The sequence below is a fragment of the Ottowia sp. genome, assembly GCF_046348305.1.
Taxonomy (GTDB): domain Bacteria; phylum Pseudomonadota; class Gammaproteobacteria; order Burkholderiales; family Burkholderiaceae_C; genus Ottowia.
Genome location: NZ_JAXMEM010000004.1, coordinates 229,786 through 248,192 on the forward strand (window position 1 = coordinate 229,786; position 18,407 = coordinate 248,192).

Genomic DNA, 18,407 nt, shown 5'->3' on the forward strand with positions numbered 1-18,407 from the left:
GCCGCGGATCGAGCGCTCGCCCCCGAGGTTTCGACCCTTGTCAAACCCGGGGCATGCAGGCAAAGTCGCAGGTCGCACGACCCGCCATCCGCCATGCTTTCCCCCTTTCGCACGGGGCCGCCCCGACTGCTCCAAGGCCACCCGGTCTTCACCAGCCGCGACATCGACGACGCGCGCGAGCAGGTGGCGCGCCTGTTTTGCGCCCACGGCCTGCAGCAGGTGGGCGCCGCGCAGGCGCTGGACTGCCACATGCACCGCGTGCCACTGGGCGCGCTGTCGCTGAACTACCTGGGCTACGGCGCCGACGTGGAGATCACCCCCGGCTGCCTGGGCAGCTTCTACCTGGTGCAGATTCCGCTGGCGGGGCAGGCCGAGATCCGCTGCGGCCGCCAGCGTGCCGAATCGGACACTCGCACCGCCGTTGTCCTTTCACCCGACCAACCCGTGGCGATGCGCTGGCACGCCGACTGCGCCCAGCTCATGCTGCACATTCCGCGCGCTCTGGTCGAGCAGCGTGTGTCCTCCGCGCCCGACCGGCCCGGCGCCCGGCTGGACTTTGCGCTGGCCCTGCCCCAATCAACGGGGCCGGCTGCGGGCTGGTGCCGCATGGTGCTCGATCTGGCGCACAACATCGACGCCCACGGCGCCGCCTGGCTGAACCACGCCGCGGCCGTCGCCTCGCTGCAGGACATGCTGCTGGCCGGCCTGCTGAGCCTGCAACCGCACGACCAGTCGGCCGCCGCGCCCTCGCCCGAAGCCCTGCCGCGCCACGTGCAGCGCGCCACCGAGTTCATCCGCGCGCAGGCCGAGCAGGCCCTGGGCGTGACCGACATCGCCCGCGCCGCCTGCGTCAGCGTGCGCGCGCTCGAAGAGGGCTTTCGCCGCCACCTGGGCACCACGCCGGGCGCCTACCTGCGCACCGTGCGCCTGCAGCAGGTGCACGCGCAGTTGCGCGCGGCGGCACGCGAGGGCCGGGCGGTGCCGCTGTACGAGATGGCCTACCGCTACGGCTTTTTCCACCTGGGGCGCTTCTCGGCCTACTACAAGGCCCAGTTCGGCGAACCACCCTCGGCCACGCTCAAGCGCCGTTGAGACTGTTGCGCCGCAGCCAGTCGATGCGCATTGCGGATAGCACCGCCGCGCATTGCGGATAGTTCACGCTTAAAGCATTCCCCACACTCTCCTTCACGTTTCGCGTCCGCGAAACCGATGCCAAGGAGACATTCATGAGCTTGAAAAACAAGGTGGCCATCGTCACCGGCGGCGCCACCATGATTGGCGAAGGCGTGGTCGCCGCACTGGTGGCCGAAGGCTGCCAGGTGGTGATTGCCGACATCGACACCACCAAGGGTCCACAGGTGGCCCAGCGCCACGCCGGCAGCCGCTTCATCGCCACCGACGTGTCCGACGACGCCTCCATCGCCGCCTGCGTGGCCGAGACGGTGAAGGCACTGGGCGGCATCGACTGCCTGGTCAACTGCGCCGCCAGCTATGTGGACAACGGCGCCACCTCCACCCGGGCTGAGTGGAACCAGAGCTGGAACGTCAACGTGGTGGGCGCGGCCATGATGCTGCAGGCCTGCGTGCCGCACATGCAAAAGCGCGGCGGCGGCGCGGTGGTCAACTTTGCGTCGATCTCGGCCTTTGCCGCGCAGACCGGGCGCTGGCTCTACCCCATCAGCAAGGCGGCCATGGTGCAGTTCACGCGCAATGCCGCGCTCGATCTGGCGCCGCAAAACATCCGCGTCAACTCGGTGTCGCCGGGCTGGACCTGGTCCTCGGTGATCGAGGGCATGGCCGGTGGCGACAAGGCCAAGGCCGACGCCGTGGCCGCCGACTACCACATCCTGGGCCGCCTGGGCCTGCCGGCCGAGGTGGCCAACGTGGTCACCTTCCTGCTGTCGGACAAGGCCAGCTTCGTGGCCGGCGCCAACTACGCCGTGGATGGCGGCTACCAGGCGCTGGGCCCCGAGGCGCGCACCGCCGCCATTGGCCGGCTGACGGGCTGATCCGTCAACGCCTTCCCCTGCTGGGGGAAAGCGGGGATGGGGGCTTGCGGCGTCACGCTGCGCACCGCCGCTGGCCCCCACCCCAACCCTCCCCCAGCGGGGGAGGGAGCATGAAAACCAAACCGCAACAACACCCCCGGAGACAAACACCATGACCACCCAAACCCCCCGCACCATTGCCATCATCGGCGGCGGCCAGGCCGGCCTGCTGCTGGGCGCCGGCCTGCTCGACCAGGGCCATCAGGTCACCATCTACACCAACCGCGACCAGGCCAGCTTCTGGAACGGCAAGGTGATGTCCTCGCAGTTCATCTTCGACATGAAGCTGCAGATCGAGCGCGACTGGGCCATGAACCAGTGGGAAAAGGACTGCCCCAACACCGACGGCATCTCCTTCGTGATTCCCAACCCCGACGGCTCGGGCACCAAGGCCATTCACTGGTACGCGGCTCTGGAAAAGCCCGGCCAAGCCGTGGATCAACGCCTGAAATACCCCGGCTGGATGGATGAGTTCGTGCGCCGCGGCGGCAAGCTGCACATCGTGGACGTGGGCGTTGCCGAGATGGAAGAACTCGCGGGCACGCACGACCTGGTGCTGCTGGCCGGCGGCAAGGGCGAGATCGTCAAGATGCTGACCGTGAACGAGGAGCGCTCGCCGGTCAAGCAGCCCATGCGCAGCCTGGCCCTGACCTACCTCACCGGCATGAAGCGCCACGACTACATCGAGTGCGTCAACTTCAACCTGATCCCGGGCGTGGGCGAATACTTCGTCTTCCCCTCGCTCACTGTCGACGGCCCTTATGGATCGGGCAAGAGCAAGCCCTGCGACATCATGGTGATGGAAGGCGTCCCCGGCGGTCCGATGGACCGCTGGCACGAGTGCAAGGACGCGGCCGACCACCTGCAGATGAGCATCGACATCATGAAGCAGTTCCTGCCCTGGGAATACGAGCGCATGAAGGACTGCCAGCTGACCGACGACAACGGCATCCTCGCCGGGCGCTTCCGCCCCTGCGTGCGCAACCCGGTGCTGCACCTGCCCTCAGGGCGCAAGGTGATGGGCCTGGGCGATGCCGTCATCGTCAACGACCCGATCACCGGCCAGGGCTCCAACAACGCCACCATGGGCGCCAAGCACTACTTTGACGCCATCATGGCGCGCGGCAGCCAGCCGTTTGACGAGGCCTGGATGAACCAGACCTTTGATGCGCTGTACAACGGCTACGCCGAGAAGGTGGTGCGCTGGACCAACAGCATGTTGTTCCCGCCACCCGAATACATCGTCAACATGATGGGCGCCGCCACGCAAATCCCGGCACTGGCCTCGCGCCTGGCCAACGGCTTCAACGACCCGCGCGATTACGCCAACTACTGGTTTGACGAAGAGTCGAACAAGCGCGCGATCGCCGAAGCTGCGGCCAAGGGCGGCAAGTGATAGACGCCCGCGATCTGCGCAACGCGCTGGGGCACTTCGCCACCGGGGTCACCGTGGTCACCACGCTGGGCCCGGCTGGCGAGCGCATCGGCGTGACGGTGAACAGCTTCGCCGCCCTGTCGCTCGACCCGCCGCTGGTGCTCTGGAGCCTGGCCAAGAAATCGTGGAGCCTGCCCGCGTTTCAGGCGACCCAGCATTTCTGCATCCACGTGCTGGCGCACGACCAGCAGGCCCTGTCGGACCGCTTCGCCAGGGCCGGGGAAGACAAGTTCGCCGGCAGCGAAATCGGCGAAGGCCTGGGCGGCGTGCCGCTGTTGCCAGGCTGCATGGCGGTGTTCCAGTGCTCGGTCGAATACCGCTACGAAGGCGGTGATCACATCATCCTGATCGGCCGCGTCGAGCACCTGACCACGCGCAGCACCGCGCCCCTGCTGTTTTATCGCGGGCGCTACGCGGTGCCGGAGTACGAGCAGAGCGCCGATCAAAAACGCGTCCGATTGACCCTCGACACCTGAAGACACCATGAGCAAATTCGACGCCATCATCGTCGGCAGCGGCATCAACTCGCTGGTGTGCGCCGCCGTCATGGCGCGGCGCGGCAAGAAGGTCTGCGTGCTCGAGCGCGAGGCGCAACTGGGCGGCTGCATCCGCACCGACGCTCTCACCGCGCCCGGCTACCTGCACGACACCCTGTCCACCGCGCACCCGCTGTTCGTCACCTCGCCCGGCTACGCCGAGCTGAAGGACGCGCTGCACGGCGCAGGCCTCACATACGTCAACAGCGCGGCGCCCACCGGCGTGCTGCTGCCCGACGGGCGCTCCTTCGTGCTGCGCACCAACCGCGACGAGAACGTGCGCGCGATGAATGCGCTGGCCGCCGGCGACGGCGACGCCTACCGCGCCGGCATCGGCTTTGTCGAGCAGAACGCCGAGCTGATCTTTGCCCTGCTGGGCAACGAGCTGTGGAGCTCGCAGATCGGCAAGATGATGCTGGGGCGCGTGTGGAAGCAGGGCGCGCACGAGACGCTGGGCTTTTTCAGCCCCGCCATGCAAAGCGCGCGCGCCTGGCTGGACACGCACTTCAAGTCCGACCTGGTCAAGGCGGTGCTCGCGCCCTGGGTGCTGCACACCGGCCTGGGGCCCGAGTCGCCCATGTCGGCGCTGATGGCGCAGGTGATCGCCTTCACGCTGGAGGGCGTGGGCCTGCCGCTGGTCAAGGGCGGCAACGCGCGCACGGTGGACGCCTTCAAGGCCGTCATCGAGCAGGCCGGCGGCGAGTTGCACGTGAATGCCGACGTGGCCGAAATCCTGATCGCGGGCGGCAAGGCCCAGGGTGTGCGCTGCACCGATGGCCGCCAGTGGCAGGCCAAAAACGTCATCTGCAACGTCACGCCCACCCAGCTTTATGGCCGCCTGATTCCGCCCGCCGCCACACCCGAGCCGATCCGCCAGCAGGCGGCCGAATACCGCTACGGCAAGGGCAACATGCAAATCCACCTGGCGCTGTCACAGCCGCCGCAGTGGAACGACGCGCAGCTCAACGACGTGGTGTATCTGCACCTGACGCCCGGCCTCGAGGGCGTCTCGCGCGCCGTCAACGAAGCCGAGCGCGGCCTGCTGCCGGCCGAGGGCACCATCGTGGTGTGCCACCCCACCGCGCTCGACGCCTCGCGCGCACCGGCCGGCGGCGCGGTGCTGTGGATTCAGCTGCCCGAGTGCCCGCGCGTCATCAAGGGCGATGCGCTGGGCGAGATCGCCGCGCCGGCCGACGGCCGCTGGACGCCCGAGATCCGCGAGCGCTACGCCGGCCGCATCCTGGAGCGCCTGGCGCGCTTCATCCCCAACCTCCAGGCCAGCATCGTCGGCCGCTCGGTCATCTCGCCGGGCGACCTGGAGCGGCTGAACATGAACCTGGTGGGGGGCGATCCGTATTCGGGCGAATGCAGCGTGGACCAGTACATGTTCTGGCGCCCCCTGCGCGGCACCAAGGACCACGCCACGCCGGTCAAGCACCTCTGGCACATCGGAGCGTCCACCCATCCGGGGCCGGGCCTGGGCGGTGCCTCGGGCTTTCACGTCGCCAACGCGCTGGCCAAGAAATAGGGCCACACCGGCCGGGCCCGGAAGACGCCGCCCCGCGGGGGCGCTCGATGGCGCTGGCGCGGCGGCCCCACGCGCCCCCACCGGACGCGCCGCCGCAAGAAGGTGACGTGCGCATTTGTAATTTTCGTGAACAAAGTCATAATCAGCAGACCTACACGAAAGTTCACGTTTTTATGAAATCCCGCAGTTCCTCCGTGGCCAGCGCCGTGCTGGCCTTCGCCGCCTTGTGCCTGGGCGCTTCGGCCAGCGCCGCGCCCGCTGCCGCAGCCCCGGCCGCCGCGCCCACCGGCCTGCTGTTTGCCGTCAGCGAGGGCACCTCGGGCGGCGGCAGCGCCGTCACCGACGAGCAGATCGCCGCCAAGTACAAGCCGCTCACCGACGTGATGCAGCAGGCCCTGGGCCAGCCGGTGCGCGTGAAGTACGTGCGCGATTTCCGCGCGCTGGACGAGGGCATGAAAAGCGGCACCTTCGATCTGGTGATCGCCCGCCCCAGCGACTACCCGGCGCGCGGCGTGCGCGACCATGGCTACCGCGCCGTCACCACCACGCGCCCCGACGGCCACTGCCTGCTGGTGGTGCCCAAGGACTCGCCCTACAAGACGATCGAGGACGTCAAGGACATCAGCGGCAAGCGCCTGATCCTGCCCGAGGACATCGCCTACATGACCACCTTCTGCACCGCCGAGCTGCGCGACCGCGGCCTGCGCGTGCTGCCCGAGCAGACCTACTACGTGCGCGAGCAGGCGGCAATCCCGTTTTCGCTCAACAACAAGCTGGCGCAAATCGGCGGCATCGCCTCCTACTCGGGCGCCGCCAAGCGGCTGGACAAGGACGGTCTGCGCGTGCTGCACACCAGCCGCGCCCAGCCCTTCCTGCCGCTGATCGCCGGGCGGCGCATCTCGCCCGAGCAAGTGGCGGCTCTGCGCGCCGGCATGGTGGCCTTGGCCGATACGCCACAAGGCGCTAGCCAGCTCGCCGCCATCGGCCTGAAGAACTTCGACACCGACCCCCAGCCGCGCCTGCTGGCGCTGCTGCAGTGGCTGGAGGCCAAGACGCCCGCCGCGCGCTGAGCCCGCGCGCGGCGCGCGCCCCCCCAAAAAGCCATCACCCCGGACGGGCAAACCCGTCCGGGGTGATGCAGGCGATGCGGCACGGCGGGCGATCAGGCCCGCCGACGGACATCAGGCGTTTTCGCCGGCGGCCACGCGATAGCCGCGGGCAATCGCGTCGCGCGTGGCGGCGCGCACTTCGGCACGGCTCATGGCGGTGGGCGCGGCCGGCGCGGCTTGCGCGCTCAGCTCGCCGGCGGCGGGCAGTTGGCGGGCCGCATCGGCGCGCACGTCCGCGCGCTGCACGCTGCTGGCGGCCAGCGCGGTTTCATTGAAGAAGGGGCCTTCGCCGGCGGCGGGTTGCAGCGAGGCGGCAAACGCGTTGCCCGACAGCAGGACAGCGGCGGCAACAGCGGCGATGGAGGCGTTGAACTTGGTCATGATGGTTTTCCTTTTCAAAACGGTTTCAAAGAGAACGGCCTGAGGCCGCTTCCGGTGTCGAGGGTCGGCGCTTGCTGCCTTCGATGGAACGTAGTTTGCGACGATCGACCGGTTTAAAAAAGTCACATCGGGTGATTTGACTGTTTCAGATATGGAAAGAATTGTGCGGCCCGCCCACGGCGCGGTGCAGGCAGCCCGCCCCCGCTATTTCAGCGCGGCCAGGCGCTCGGGCGTGCCCACGTCGGTCCAGGGCCCGGTGTAGAGCTGGGCGCTGACCTGCCCCGCCGCGATGGCGCGGCGCAGCAGCGGCGCCAGCGGTGCGGCCACGCCCTCGGGGTTGCCGGGCGCGATGTCGCACCAGGGCGGCTCGAACAAGGCGCGCCGATACAGCGCCACGGTGCTGAACGTGTGGCGCACCCCGCCCGCCGGCGCTTCGTTCAGCGCCAGGCCGTCGGCCGACAGGCCGAAGTCGCCCTGCGGGTTGTGCGCCGGATTGGGCACCAGCCACAGGTGCGCCAGCCGGCCGCTGGCGGCAAAGCGCGCCGCCGCCGCGGGATCGAACTGAAAGTCGGGCGCAAAGATGTCGCCCGCCAGTACCCAGAACACGTCGTCCGTCGCCGGCGCCAGCAGCGGCAGCGCACGCGCAATGCCGCCGGCCGTCTCCAGCGCACGGCCGAAGTCGCGGCCCTCGGACGAGAAGCGGATGGCCGGTAAATCATTTTTTGATAGCCGCTCGCGCCCATCCAGCAAGCGCTCGGGGCCAAAATGGCTCTCAATCTGCTCCCCCAGCCAGGCCGTGTTGACCACGATCTCGCGCACGCCGCCGCGCGCCAGCGCGTCCACCCACCACTGCATCAGCGGGCGCCCGCGCACCGGCAGCAAGGGCTTGGGCGTGCGGTCGGTCAGCGGGCGCATGCGCTCGCCGCGGCCGGCGGCCAAAATCAGCGCGCGCGGCGCGGGGCAGGCGTCCAGGGTCATGGCGTGACTGTAGAAGATCGGCGGCGCACGCTGGACAGCCGCGTTGCACCGATTTATTATTACGTCTGTAATAACGTCAGGAGCCCGCCATGCACACCCTCAAACTCACGCAGATCGGCAATTCGGTGGGCGTGATCCTGCCCAAGGACGCGCTGGCCAAACTCAAGCTGCAAAAGGGCGAATCGGTGTTCCTGACCGAGTGCGCCGACGGCTTCATCCTCACACCCTACGACCCGGCGCTGGATGAAGAGCTGAACGCAGGGCGCGAGTTCATGCGCGAATACCGCGACACCTTCCACCAGCTCGCCAAATGACCTCGCGCTGGATCAGCAAGCCAGCGCTGCTGCTGCTGCACGCCGAAAGCCTGGCCGAGCACGGCGGCAGCCCCGGCATCCGTGACGAGGGACTGCTCGACGCGGCCTTGGCGCGCCCGCAAAACCTGGTGGCCTACGGCCAGCCCGACGTGGCCGCGCTGGCCGCCAGCTACGGCTGGGGCATTGCTCGCAACCACCCTTTCATCGACGGCAACAAGCGCGCCGCGCTGCTTTCCATCGGCCTGTTTCTGCACCTGAACGACTGGCGCCTGACCGCCAGCCAGGCCGACACCACGCGCACCATGCTCGCCCTGGCCGCCGGCGACCTCCCCGAAGACACCCTGGCCGACTGGCTGCGCCGCCACGCCGCGCCGCGCGGCTGAGCCACCGGCGGTGGGCAAGCCGCACCTATCATTGCCCGCCATGCCCCCGCCGCCCGACCTCGCCGCCGCAACCGACCCCGCAGACGCCGCCCACGCTGCCGCCACCGCCTTCATCGCCCGCTGGTCCGGCGTGCAGGCCAGCGAGCTGGCCACCGCGCAAAGCTTCGTCATCGAGCTGTGCGAGCTGCTGGGCGTGCCCAAGCCCCACCCCACGCCGGCGCAGGACTACATGTTCGAGCGCCCCGTCACCTTTGCCCATGGCGACGGCAGCACCAGCGCCGGGCGCATCGACTGCTACCGGCGCGGCTGCTTCGTGCTGGAGGCCAAGAAGCTCAAGGCCGCTGCCACTACCCGCGGTTTCGACGACGGCCTGCTGCGCGCCCGCAGCCAGGCCGAGGGCTACGCGCGCGCCCTGCCCGCCGCCGAGGGCCGCCCGCCGTTCCTGATCGTGGTGGACGTAGGCAACGTGATCGAGCTGTATGCCGAGTTCAGCCAGAGCGGCGCCACCTACACGCCGTATCCCGACCCGCGCAGTCACCGCATCGCGCTGGCCGACTTGGCCCGCCCCGAGCTGCGCCAGCGCCTGGTGCAAATCTGGCAAGACCCCGCCAGCCTCAACCCCGCGCGCATCAGCGCCCAGGTCACGCGCGAGGTGGCGGCGCTGCTGGCGCGCCTTTCGCAGTCGCTGGAGGCCAGCGGGGGTTTCAAGCCAAATCAGGCCGCAGCGCCCACCCATCAAGCGCAAAAAGCTTCTGAAGTTGTAGCAAACTACCTCACCCGCTGCCTCTTTTCCATGTTTGCCGAGGACGTGGAGCTGCTGCCCAAGGGCGCCTTCACCCAGCTGCTGCAAACCCACCGCGCCGAGCCCGAAACCCTGCAGCACATGCTGCGCATCCTGTGGGCCGACATGGACCACGGCGGCTTCTCCGCCGCGCTGGCCGGGCGGGTGCTGCACTTCAACGGCAAGCTGTTCAAGGGCGCGCAGGACGCCGGCTACAGCCTGCTTCTCACGCCCGAGCAGATCGAGCTTTTGATCGCGGCGGCGCGCTGCAACTGGCGCGAGGTCGAGCCCGCCATCTTCGGCACCCTGCTCGAGCGCGCGCTCGACCCCACCGAGCGCCACGCCCTGGGCGCGCACTACACCCCGCGCGCCTACGTCGAGCGCCTGGTGCTGCCCACCGTCATCGAGCCCCTGCGCGCCGACTGGGCCGACGCCCGCGCGGCCGCCCTGATGCTGGCGCGCGAGGCCGCCACCCTGCAAGGCAAGGCGCAGAACGACAAGCTGGCCGACGCGCGCGCCCACATCCACGCCTTTCACCACCGCCTGTGCACGGTGCGCGTGCTCGACCCGGCCTGCGGCAGCGCCAACTTCTTGTACGTCACGCTCGAGCACCTGAAGCGCCTGGAAGGCGAAGTCATCAACCAGCTGCAGGACCTGGGCCACGCGCAAGACGCGCTCGGCTTCGAGGGCGAGACGGTGACCCTGCAGCAGCTGCGCGGCATCGAGCTGAACGAGCGCGCCGCGGCTCTCGCCGAGCTGGTGCTGTGGATCGGCTGGCTGCAATGGCACGTGCGCACGCGCGGCCTGGCCAGCGTGGCCGAGCCCGTGGTGCACAACTACGGCAACATCGAATGCCGCGACGCCGTGCTGGCCTGGGACGCGCAAGAGCCCGCGCTGGATGACAACGGTCAACTGCTCTCGCGCTGGGACGGCCGCACCTTCAAGCCCCACCCCACCACCGGCCAGCCAGTGCCCGACGAAGCCGCGCAGGTGCCGCAGTGGAAGTACCTCGGCGCCCGCAAGGCCGCGTGGCCGCAAGCCGATTTCATCGTCGGCAACCCGCCCTTCATCGGCGCCGCCAGCCTGCGCGCCGCCCTGGGCGATGGTTATGCCGAAGCCCTGCGCGCGGCCTGGCCCGAGGTGCCCGAAAGCTGCGACTTTGTCATGCACTGGTGGCAGCACGCCGCCGCGTTGGTGGCCAGCGGCCAGGCGCAGCGCATGGGCCTGATCACCACCAACAGCCTGCGCCAGACCTTCAACCGCCGCGTGGTGCAGGCCGCGCTGGAGCAAGGCACGCACCTGGCCATGGCCGTCCCCGACCACCCCTGGGTCGACGGCGCCGGCAACGCCGACGTGCGCATCGCCATAAGCGTGCTGGCCGCAAGCAGCGGAGAGGGCGCGCTGCTCACGGTGACCGACGAGCAGCCCGGCGAGCATGGCGAAATGGCCGTGACGCTGACGCAGCGCGAGGGCTTGATCCATGCCGACCTCAGCATCGGCGCCAACGTGGCCGCCGCCCAGGCCTTGCGCGCCAACCTGAACCTCAGCAACCGCGGCGTGCAACTGTTTGGCGCCGGCTTCATCGTCACCCCCGAGCAGGCTGCTGCATTGCTCCCTCTCCCTCTGGGAGAGGGTGGGGGTGAGGGCCAGCAGCGTTTGATCCGCCCCTACCGCAACGGGCGCGATTTGACCGACACCCCGCGCGGCGCCATGGTCATCGACGCCTTCGGCCTGAGCGCGGAGGAACTGCGCAGCCAGCACCCCGCCGTCTACCAGTGGCTGCACGACAAGGTAAAGCCCGAGCGCGACACAAACAACCGCGAAAGCCGGCGCAAAAATTGGTGGCTGTTTGGCGAAACCAACCCCAAGTTGCGCAAGCAACTGGCCGGCCTGCCCCGCTACATCGCCACCGTCGAAACCGCCAAGCACCGCACCTTCCAGTTTCTGGGCGCCTCCATCCTGCCCGACAACAAGCTCGTCGCCATCGCGCTGGATGACGCCTTTGCCCTGGGGGTGCTCTCCAGCCAGGCGCACATCGACTGGGCACTGGCCGCAGGCAGTTGGCTGGGCGTGGGCAACGACCCGGTGTACGTCAAATCCCGCTGCTTCGAAACCTTCCCCTTCCCCGACGCCGACACCGGCCTCACGCCCGCGCTGCGCCAGCGCATCGCCCAGCTGGCCGAGCAGATCGACGCCCACCGCAAGCGCGTGCTGGGGCCGCCGGCCCTCACCCCTGCCCTCTCCCAGCGGGAGAGGGAGCCAGAAAGGGGGAAAGAGAAGCTGACCCTGACCGGCCTGTACAACGTGCTGGCCGCCCTGCGCGAGGGCCGCGTGCTGACGCCCAAGGAAAAGGCCATCCACGCCCAGGGCCTGGTCGGCGTGCTGCGCGAGCTGCACGACGAGCTGGACGCCGCCGCGCGCGCCGCCTACGGCCTGCCGCCTGACGCCGACACCGAGGCCGTGCTGGCCCGGCTGGTGCAACTCAACGCCCAGCGCGCCCAGGAAGAAGCCGCCGGCCAGGTGCGCTGGTTGCGCCCGGCGTTCCAGAATCCTGAAAAATCACTATCGAAACAAGAGCTGATCGCGCTTGATCATCGAGCGCCAGAGGCCGATTCGAGCACTGAGAAATCACTATCGAAACCAGAGCAATTCGCTCCCCAGCCCTGGCCCTCGGCCCTGCCCGACCAGGTGCGCGCCGTCGCCGCCGTGCTGGCCCAGGCCAAGGCGCCCCTGCCCCTGCCCGCCATCGAGGCGCACTTCAAGGGGCGCGGTGCCTGGAAAAAAAGCCTGCCCACCCTGCTCGCCACCCTGGAAGCCCTGGGCCGCGCGCAGGCGGTGGCGCTGGATGGCGAGGCGGGGTGGCGGGGGTGAGGCGGGCACCGCCCGTGCCGCGCGATGGACATCCGAGTCATACCGCCATATACTTGCGCCATATACATAGGGTGCCGCCATGACCACCACCACCGTCTTCACCAACAACCGCACCCAGGCGGTGCGGCTGCCGGCCGAGTTGCGCCTGCCCGAAGGCGTGCGCCGGGTGCGGGTACGCGCGCGCGGGACGGAGCGCATCATCACCCCGCTGGAGAGCACCTGGGACAGCTTTTTTCACGATGGGCCGACGGTCAGCGACGATTTTCTGACCGAGCGCGCAAGCCAAGATCAGCCCGAGCGGGAAGCGCTGTAAATGCTGCGCTATCTGCTGGACACCAACATCGTCATCTACGTGCTCAAGCGCCGGCCGATCGAGGTGTTGGAGACCTTCAACGCCAACGCCGAGCGCATGGCCATCTCCGCCATCACCTTGGCCGAGTTGATGCACGGCGCCGAAAAGAGCCGCCACGTGGAGCAGAACCTGGCCACCGTGGAAGATTTTTGCAGTCGCCTGGAGGTGCTGCCCTACGGCGCCAAGGCGGCGCAGCATTACGGCAGCATTCGCGCCGCGCTGGAAAAACAAGGGCTGCCCATTGGCGTGAACGATTTGCACATTGCCGCGCACGCCCGCAGCGAGGGACTGGCGTTGGTCACCAACAACCTGGGCGAGTTCGCGCGGGTGCCGGGACTGGTGATGGAGAACTGGGTCAAGAGCCTTCGATAAACGCCAACCGTCCGCCTGGCGCTCAAGCCCCAAACCCCGCCGGCAACTCCGGCCCGATCTTGAACACCCCGCTGGCGCGCGCGCAGGGCACGCCGTCGGCCGTCACCAGGCCCTGCGCGAACACCAGCGTGCGCGTGGCGCGCAGCAGCTCGGCCCGGCCCTCGATCCAGCAGCCCAGCGGCGCGGGCGCCAGGTAGTCGATCTGCAGGCTGATGGTGGGCAGAAAGCGCCGCCCGGGCTGCTGGCTGGTGCGGTGCACCGTCAGCGGGATCAGCATGTCGCAAAAGCTGGCCATCATGCCGCCGTGCAGGTTGCCCATGGGGTTGACGTGGCGCGGCTCCACGCGCAGGCCCAGGCGCACGTCCTCGCCCTGGTGCAGCAGATAGAGCGGGCCGTTGACGCCGATGAAGCCGCTGTCGGCAGACAGCGGGCGAAAGCCGGGCGGGATGGCGGGATGCGAGGGGGACACGAGGGGACTCCGGATGCAAGGCAACGGGCCAGCATAGCGGCTCGCGCGGCGCCGGCGGTTGTCGCAGGCGACAGCAAAAAGATGATCTGACCCCCATTAAGGGGCCGCCTCGCAGGGCCATTGGCGGCCGGTAAAATCAGGGGTTTACCCCCGCCGCACCCGCCCACTGGAGCCGCCTCATGGCAAACCCCTCTCGCATGGCCAACGCGATTCGCGCGCTGGCCATGGACGCCGTTCAACAAGCCAAGTCGGGCCATCCCGGCGCGCCGATGGGCATGGCCGACATGGCGGTGGCGCTGTGGGCGCGCCACCTGCGGCACAACCCGGCCAATCCGCAGTGGCCGGGGCGCGACCGCTTCGTGCTGTCCAACGGCCACGGCTCGATGCTGCTGTACGCGCTGCTGCACCTGACGGGCTACGAGCTGCCGATGCAGGAGCTGAAGCACTTTCGCCAGCTGCACAGCAAGACGCCCGGCCACCCCGAGCATGGCCTGACCCCCGGCGTGGAGACCACCACCGGTCCGCTGGGCCAGGGCCTGGCCAACGCGGTGGGCATGGCGCTGGCCGAAAAGCTGCTGGCCAGCGAATTCAATCAACCCGGCCACGCCATCGTGGACCACCACACCTATGTCTTCATGGGCGACGGCTGCCTGATGGAGGGCATCAGCCACGAGGCCTGCGCGCTGGCCGGCGCCTGGAAGCTGGACAAGCTGATCGCGCTGTACGACGACAACGGCATCAGCATCGACGGGCGCGTGCAGCCCTGGTTCGTCGACGACGTGGCGGGCCGCTTCAAGGCCTATCAGTGGAACGTGATCGGCCCGATCGACGGTCACGACGTCAACGGCGTGGACCGCGCCATCGAGCAGGCCCGGCGCGCCAGCGGCAAGCCCACGCTGATCATCTGCAAGACGCACATCGGCAAGGGCAGCCCCAACCGCCAGGACACCGCCAAGGCGCACGGCGAGCCGCTGGGCGCCGACGAAATTGCCCTGACGCGCAGCGCGCTGGGCTGGGAATACGGCCCGTTCGAGATTCCGGCCGACGTCTACGCCGACTGGGACGCCAAGGTGGCGGGCCAGGCCGCCGAGCAGGCCTGGGACGACGCCTTTGCCGACTACGCCGCCGTGCACCCGGCGCTGGCCAGCGAGTTCGCGCGCCGCGTGGGGGGCGACTTGCCGCGCCACTTTGCCCAGGTGGCGGTGGATGCCGCCGTCGAGGCGCACACCAAGGCCGAGACCGTGGCCAGCCGCAAGGCCAGCCAGCTGGCGCTGGAGGCGCTGACCGCCGAGCTGCCCGAGCTGCTGGGCGGCAGCGCCGACCTGACGGGCTCCAACCTCACGCTGACGGCGCACACGCTGAACCTGCGCTTCGACGAGCAGGGCGCGGTGGTCAAGAACGAGGCCGGCCAGGGCGGGCGCCACATCAACTACGGCGTGCGCGAGTTCGGCATGGCCGCCATCATGAACGGCATTGCGCTGCATGGCGGCTTCATCCCCTACGGCGGCACCTTCCTGACCTTCAGCGACTACAGCCGCAACGCCATCCGCATGGCGGCGCTGATGAAGCAGCGCGTGGTGCACGTGTTCACGCACGACAGCATCGGCCTGGGCGAGGACGGCCCCACGCACCAGTCGATCGAGCACGCCGCCAGCCTGCGCCTGATTCCGGGCCTGGCCGTCTGGCGCCCGGCCGACACCGCCGAGACCGTGGTGGCCTGGGCCGTGGCGCTGGAAAATCGCCACCAGCCCACCGCGCTGCTGCTGAGCCGCCAGAACCTGCCCTACCTGCCCAAGCGCGACCTGGGCGACATCTCGCGCGGCGCCTACGTGCTGAGCGAGCCGGCCGACGTGGGCCTGAAGAAGAAGACCCAGGCCGTCATCATCGCCACCGGCAGCGAGGTGCACCTGGCGCTGAAGGCGCAGGAGCTGCTGGCGGCGCAAAAGATCGCCGTGCGCGTGGTCTCCATGCCCAGCACCACCGCCTTCGACCGGCAGGACGCCAAATACCAGAAGGCCGTACTGCCCGCCGGCCTGCCGCGCATCGCCGTCGAGATGGGCGTGACCGACGGCTGGTGGAAGTACGGCTGCGCGGCCGTCGTCGGCATCGACCGCTTCGGCGAGTCGGCGCCGGCGCCGGTGCTGTTCGAGCACTTCGGCTTCACGCCCGAGAACGTGGCGGCCACGGTGCGCGCGGCATTGGGCCGGCGTTGAGCGTCAGGCCTGCAGGCTGGATTGGCGCAGCGCAACCCAGCCTGCGCGGATTCGGTTTTTGGGCCAAATCAGCCTCCAGCGCTTGATGGACAAGCGCAAGCAGCTATCAATTACTTAGCAAAAGGAAACCACTATGACCATCAAGATCGGCATCAACGGCTTCGGGCGCATCGGGCGCATGGTGTTTCGCGCGGCAATTGCCAACTACAAGGACATCCAGGTTGTCGGCATCAACGACCTGCTGGAGCCCGACTACCTGGCCTACATGCTCACCTATGACAGCGTGCACGGCAAGTTCGACGGCGAGGTCAAGGTGGAGGGCAGCACCCTGGTGGTCAACGGCCAGAAGATCCGCCTGACGGCCGAGCGCGACCCCGCCAACCTGAAGTGGGGCGAAGTGGGCGCCGAGGTGGTGATCGAATCGACCGGCCTGTTCCTGACCAAGGAAACGGCGCAAAAGCACATCGACGCCGGCGCCAAAAAAGTCATCATGAGCGCGCCCAGCAAGGACGACACGCCCATGTTCGTGCACGGCGTCAACTGCGCCAAGTACGCGGGCGAGCCGATCATCAGCAACGCCAGCTGCACCACCAACTGCCTGGCCCCGGTGGCCAAGGTGCTCAACGACAAGTGGGGCATCAAGCGCGGCCTGATGACCACCGTGCACGCGGCCACCGCCACGCAAAAAACCGTGGACGGCCCCAGCAACAAGGACTGGCGCGGCGGGCGCGGCATTCTGGAGAACATCATCCCCAGCAGCACCGGCGCGGCCAAGGCGGTGGGCGTGGTGCTGCCCCAGCTCAAGGGCAAGCTGACGGGCATGTCCTTTCGCGTGCCGACGTCGGACGTGTCGGTGGTGGACCTGACGGTGGAGCTGGAAAAGCCCGCCAGCTACGCCGAGATCTGCGCCGAGATGAAGGCGCAGAGCGAAGGCAAGCTGAAGGGCATCCTGGGCTACACCGAGGACAAGGTGGTGGCCACCGACTTCCGCCACGACCCGCGCAGCTCCATCTTCGACGCCGACGCCGGCATCGCGCTGGACAGCACCTTCGTCAAGCTGGTGAGTTGGTACGACAACGAGTGGGGCTACTCCAACCGCTGCCTGGACATGGTGCGGGTGGTGGCGGGCAAGTAAGCCGCGCCAGACGCTGGCGCCGGGCGCCCTTTCGGGCGGCGGGTGCCGCGTCTCTCAGGCGGGCGCCACAGGGCTGGACGGGCCTTTCAGCTCGATCTGGTTGCCGTCCGGGTCCGTCAGATACAGCGACGGGCCAAAACCCTCGGCGCCGAAATTGCGGACGACGGCGCCCTCGGGCGCAGCGCCATGCCGGCTCAGATGCGCGCGCAGCGCCGCTTCGTCGAACGGGTCGATGCGCAGGCAAAAGTGGTCGAGGTTGCGGCCCCCGGTGGCCGGCGCGCCGCCGCCCTTGCGTCCGAGCGGTCCGTCCACGCTGACCAGGTCGATCATCGACGCCCCGGCGCGCAGATGCACCAGCCCCAGATCGTCGCGCCGCTTGACGACGGCGCAGCCCAGCACGGCCCCGTAGAAGTCGATGCTGGCAGCCAGATCGCGCACGCGCAGCACCAGGTGATCGATGCGCTGAACGGAAAAACCAGGGGTCATGGTGGGTGTCCAAGGGGTTGAATCGATGCAGCAGCGCGGCGCCGCGTGAAGCGGGCCGACGAGCGCCCAGACCGCAAGCCTACGGCGATTGGCGCATCGACGTCGTCGGGAAAAAATTCGGGCCTACATGGACCATCGGTTCGTGAACACGTTCGCTCGCGGCCGCCCTGGGGCCTGCCGATGCGTGCGGGCGACGCAACAGCAATGCATCGCATGCCCGCCCCACCGCGCGATACTGTGCCCATGGACATGCTGCACATCACCGACCTCGAAGCGGCCATCAACCACTGGCGCGAATGCGCGCCCGCCGGGGCCGATGCCGCCCTGGCGCCGCAGTTGGCGGCGCTGGCGGAGCTGTATGCGCGGATGGTGATCGAGCGCCGCGACACCGTGAGTGCCGCACAGCTCTCCACGCCCGCACGCCAGGCCTGGCTCGACTGGTATGCCCACACGCCCGACGCGCCCTGCATCGCCATCTGCTCCACCAGCCAGGGCGACGCCGTGTGCAAGGGCTGCGGACGCACCGAGGACGAAGTGCGCGACTGGCCGGCCCTGAGTCCCTGGGCCAAGCGCGCGGTGTGGCGGCGCATCACGCGCGAGGGCACGGCGCTGCGCTTTACCCGCTATGCCGAGCGTGCGCGCTCGCCCGGTTGAATCGACGCGAGCGGGAGCGCAGCGCAGTGAGGTCCGTCTTGCCAAAACCGCCGATGAATGGTCCAATACTTGGTTGTTGAAGGGGAGTAGCTCCCCGCCGCACCGCCCTGGTGCGGCATCGCCGGCTCGTCAATACGAAGCGCGAAGGCCCCGGGCCTTTGCCGCCTTCCGGGCCGACGGGCAGCCTGCCCCGTTTGGGGCCAGCTGCCGAGCAAGACCTTCGATCAAACCCCGCTCGGGGTGCGTTTGGTCGAATCTCGCAGGTCTTGCCGCAAACCCCTGGGGCCCCGTGCCCGCATCGCTGCAAGCCCGCCAGGACCTGGGCGCACCAAGCGGATCGATGCCTTGCAACTTCTGGAGCC

18 protein-coding genes are annotated in these 18,407 nt (G+C 68.9%); 14 read left to right on the forward strand and 4 right to left on the reverse strand.

Annotated elements, in window-relative coordinates; all coding sequences use genetic code 11:
• Window positions 1–93: 93 nt before the first annotated feature.
• From U1F38_RS05240 to U1F38_RS05265, 6 genes are all read left to right on the forward strand, one after another.
• Window positions 94–1,092 (forward strand): AraC family transcriptional regulator, encoded by a 999-nt coding sequence (locus U1F38_RS05240; protein WP_409985999.1) that lies wholly within the window; start codon window positions 94–96, stop codon window positions 1,090–1,092.
• Between the two features lie 134 nt (window positions 1,093–1,226).
• A complete protein-coding gene (locus U1F38_RS05245; protein WP_409986000.1) occupies window positions 1,227–2,009 on the forward strand; it encodes an SDR family oxidoreductase in 783 nt (260 codons plus the stop codon).
• 151 nt (window positions 2,010–2,160) lie between these two features.
• Complete coding sequence (locus U1F38_RS05250) at window positions 2,161–3,444, forward strand: styrene monooxygenase/indole monooxygenase family protein (RefSeq protein ID WP_409986001.1); 1,284 nt, start codon at window positions 2,161–2,163, stop codon at window positions 3,442–3,444.
• Entirely contained in the window at window positions 3,441–3,959 is a 519-nt protein-coding gene (locus U1F38_RS05255; RefSeq protein WP_409986002.1) for a flavin reductase family protein, read from the forward strand. Before U1F38_RS05250 ends, U1F38_RS05255 begins: the two co-directional genes overlap by 4 nt.
• 7 nt (window positions 3,960–3,966) lie before the next feature.
• Window positions 3,967–5,547: a phytoene desaturase family protein gene (locus U1F38_RS05260; RefSeq protein WP_409986003.1), complete on the forward strand. Its 1,581-nt coding sequence runs from the start codon at window positions 3,967–3,969 to the stop codon at window positions 5,545–5,547.
• A 173-nt stretch (window positions 5,548–5,720) separates the two neighbouring features.
• Window positions 5,721–6,617: a phosphate/phosphite/phosphonate ABC transporter substrate-binding protein gene (locus U1F38_RS05265; protein WP_409986004.1), complete on the forward strand. Its 897-nt coding sequence runs from the start codon at window positions 5,721–5,723 to the stop codon at window positions 6,615–6,617.
• A gap of 111 nt (window positions 6,618–6,728) precedes the next feature.
• Here U1F38_RS05265 and U1F38_RS05270 read toward each other — a convergent pair whose 3' ends face one another.
• Together U1F38_RS05270 and U1F38_RS05275 are read right to left on the reverse strand one after the other, a co-directional pair.
• Window positions 6,729–7,037: a hypothetical protein gene (locus U1F38_RS05270; RefSeq protein WP_409986005.1), complete on the reverse strand. Its 309-nt coding sequence runs from the start codon at window positions 7,035–7,037 to the stop codon at window positions 6,729–6,731.
• A 204-nt stretch (window positions 7,038–7,241) separates the two neighbouring features.
• Window positions 7,242–8,015, reverse strand: a complete 774-nt coding sequence (locus tag U1F38_RS05275) for a nucleotidyltransferase family protein (protein WP_409986006.1) — start codon at window positions 8,013–8,015, stop codon at window positions 7,242–7,244.
• Between the two features lie 89 nt (window positions 8,016–8,104).
• Between U1F38_RS05275 and U1F38_RS05280 the strand changes: the two genes are divergently transcribed.
• From U1F38_RS05280 to U1F38_RS05300, 5 genes are all read left to right on the forward strand, one after another.
• Window positions 8,105–8,329, forward strand: coding sequence for an AbrB/MazE/SpoVT family DNA-binding domain-containing protein (locus U1F38_RS05280; protein ID WP_293219742.1), 225 nt, complete (start codon window positions 8,105–8,107; stop codon window positions 8,327–8,329).
• Entirely contained in the window at window positions 8,326–8,712 is a 387-nt protein-coding gene (locus U1F38_RS05285) for a type II toxin-antitoxin system death-on-curing family toxin (RefSeq protein ID WP_409986007.1), read from the forward strand. The genes U1F38_RS05280 and U1F38_RS05285 overlap by 4 nt, the downstream gene beginning before the upstream one ends.
• A 40-nt stretch (window positions 8,713–8,752) precedes the next feature.
• Window positions 8,753–12,364, forward strand: a complete 3,612-nt coding sequence (locus tag U1F38_RS05290) for a class I SAM-dependent DNA methyltransferase (protein WP_409986008.1) — start codon at window positions 8,753–8,755, stop codon at window positions 12,362–12,364.
• A 79-nt stretch (window positions 12,365–12,443) separates the two neighbouring features.
• Complete coding sequence (gene vapB, locus U1F38_RS05295; RefSeq protein ID WP_409986009.1) at window positions 12,444–12,677, forward strand: type II toxin-antitoxin system VapB family antitoxin; 234 nt, start codon at window positions 12,444–12,446, stop codon at window positions 12,675–12,677.
• A complete protein-coding gene (locus U1F38_RS05300) occupies window positions 12,678–13,088 on the forward strand; it encodes a type II toxin-antitoxin system VapC family toxin (RefSeq protein ID WP_409986010.1) in 411 nt (136 codons plus the stop codon). It begins immediately after the preceding gene.
• A 22-nt stretch (window positions 13,089–13,110) separates the two neighbouring features.
• Here U1F38_RS05300 and U1F38_RS05305 read toward each other — a convergent pair whose 3' ends face one another.
• Window positions 13,111–13,557 carry a PaaI family thioesterase gene (locus U1F38_RS05305; protein ID WP_409986011.1) on the reverse strand — a complete coding sequence of 149 codons (447 nt, stop codon included), beginning with the start codon at window positions 13,555–13,557 and terminating at the stop codon, window positions 13,111–13,113.
• Window positions 13,558–13,736: 179 nt separating this feature from the next.
• Here U1F38_RS05305 and tkt point away from each other — a divergent pair, with 179 nt between their 5' ends.
• The gene (tkt, locus tag U1F38_RS05310) at window positions 13,737–15,770 is read left to right on the forward strand and encodes a transketolase (protein ID WP_409986012.1); all 2,034 of its coding nucleotides are present in this window, start codon (window positions 13,737–13,739) and stop codon (window positions 15,768–15,770) included.
• Between the two features lie 133 nt (window positions 15,771–15,903).
• The gene (gene gap, locus U1F38_RS05315) at window positions 15,904–16,905 is read left to right on the forward strand and encodes a type I glyceraldehyde-3-phosphate dehydrogenase (protein WP_409986013.1); all 1,002 of its coding nucleotides are present in this window, start codon (window positions 15,904–15,906) and stop codon (window positions 16,903–16,905) included.
• A gap of 54 nt (window positions 16,906–16,959) precedes the next feature.
• Here gap and U1F38_RS05320 read toward each other — a convergent pair whose 3' ends face one another.
• The gene (locus tag U1F38_RS05320; RefSeq protein WP_409986014.1) at window positions 16,960–17,391 is read right to left on the reverse strand and encodes a VOC family protein; all 432 of its coding nucleotides are present in this window, start codon (window positions 17,389–17,391) and stop codon (window positions 16,960–16,962) included.
• 243 nt (window positions 17,392–17,634) lie between these two features.
• Between U1F38_RS05320 and U1F38_RS05325 the strand changes: the two genes are divergently transcribed.
• Window positions 17,635–18,045 carry a DUF3717 domain-containing protein gene (locus U1F38_RS05325; protein ID WP_409986151.1) on the forward strand — a complete coding sequence of 137 codons (411 nt, stop codon included), beginning with the start codon at window positions 17,635–17,637 and terminating at the stop codon, window positions 18,043–18,045.
• Window positions 18,046–18,407: the final 362 nt, after the last annotated feature.

Excerpts from the sequence above, each read along its gene's own strand:
- vapB (WP_409986009.1), top strand. The coding sequence starts at position 12,444 with ATGACCACCACCACCGTCTTCACCAACAACCGCACCCAGGCGGTGCGG.
- U1F38_RS05325 (WP_409986151.1), top strand. The coding sequence starts at position 17,635 with ATGGACATGCTGCACATCACCGACCTCGAAGCGGCCATCAACCACTGG.
- U1F38_RS05270 (WP_409986005.1), bottom strand. The coding sequence starts at position 7,037 with ATGACCAAGTTCAACGCCTCCATCGCCGCTGTTGCCGCCGCTGTCCTG.
- U1F38_RS05320 (WP_409986014.1), bottom strand. The coding sequence starts at position 17,391 with ATGACCCCTGGTTTTTCCGTTCAGCGCATCGATCACCTGGTGCTGCGC.
- U1F38_RS05245 (WP_409986000.1), top strand. The coding sequence starts at position 1,227 with ATGAGCTTGAAAAACAAGGTGGCCATCGTCACCGGCGGCGCCACCATG.
- U1F38_RS05260 (WP_409986003.1), top strand. The coding sequence starts at position 3,967 with ATGAGCAAATTCGACGCCATCATCGTCGGCAGCGGCATCAACTCGCTG.
- tkt (WP_409986012.1), top strand. The coding sequence starts at position 13,737 with ATGGCAAACCCCTCTCGCATGGCCAACGCGATTCGCGCGCTGGCCATG.
- U1F38_RS05265 (WP_409986004.1), top strand. The coding sequence starts at position 5,721 with ATGAAATCCCGCAGTTCCTCCGTGGCCAGCGCCGTGCTGGCCTTCGCC.
- U1F38_RS05280 (WP_293219742.1), top strand. The coding sequence starts at position 8,105 with ATGCACACCCTCAAACTCACGCAGATCGGCAATTCGGTGGGCGTGATC.
- gap (WP_409986013.1), top strand. The coding sequence starts at position 15,904 with ATGACCATCAAGATCGGCATCAACGGCTTCGGGCGCATCGGGCGCATG.
- U1F38_RS05290 (WP_409986008.1), top strand. The coding sequence starts at position 8,753 with ATGCCCCCGCCGCCCGACCTCGCCGCCGCAACCGACCCCGCAGACGCC.
- U1F38_RS05240 (WP_409985999.1), top strand. The coding sequence starts at position 94 with ATGCTTTCCCCCTTTCGCACGGGGCCGCCCCGACTGCTCCAAGGCCAC.
- U1F38_RS05285 (WP_409986007.1), top strand. The coding sequence starts at position 8,326 with ATGACCTCGCGCTGGATCAGCAAGCCAGCGCTGCTGCTGCTGCACGCC.
- U1F38_RS05300 (WP_409986010.1), top strand. The coding sequence starts at position 12,678 with ATGCTGCGCTATCTGCTGGACACCAACATCGTCATCTACGTGCTCAAG.
- U1F38_RS05275 (WP_409986006.1), bottom strand. The coding sequence starts at position 8,015 with ATGACCCTGGACGCCTGCCCCGCGCCGCGCGCGCTGATTTTGGCCGCC.
- U1F38_RS05250 (WP_409986001.1), top strand. The coding sequence starts at position 2,161 with ATGACCACCCAAACCCCCCGCACCATTGCCATCATCGGCGGCGGCCAG.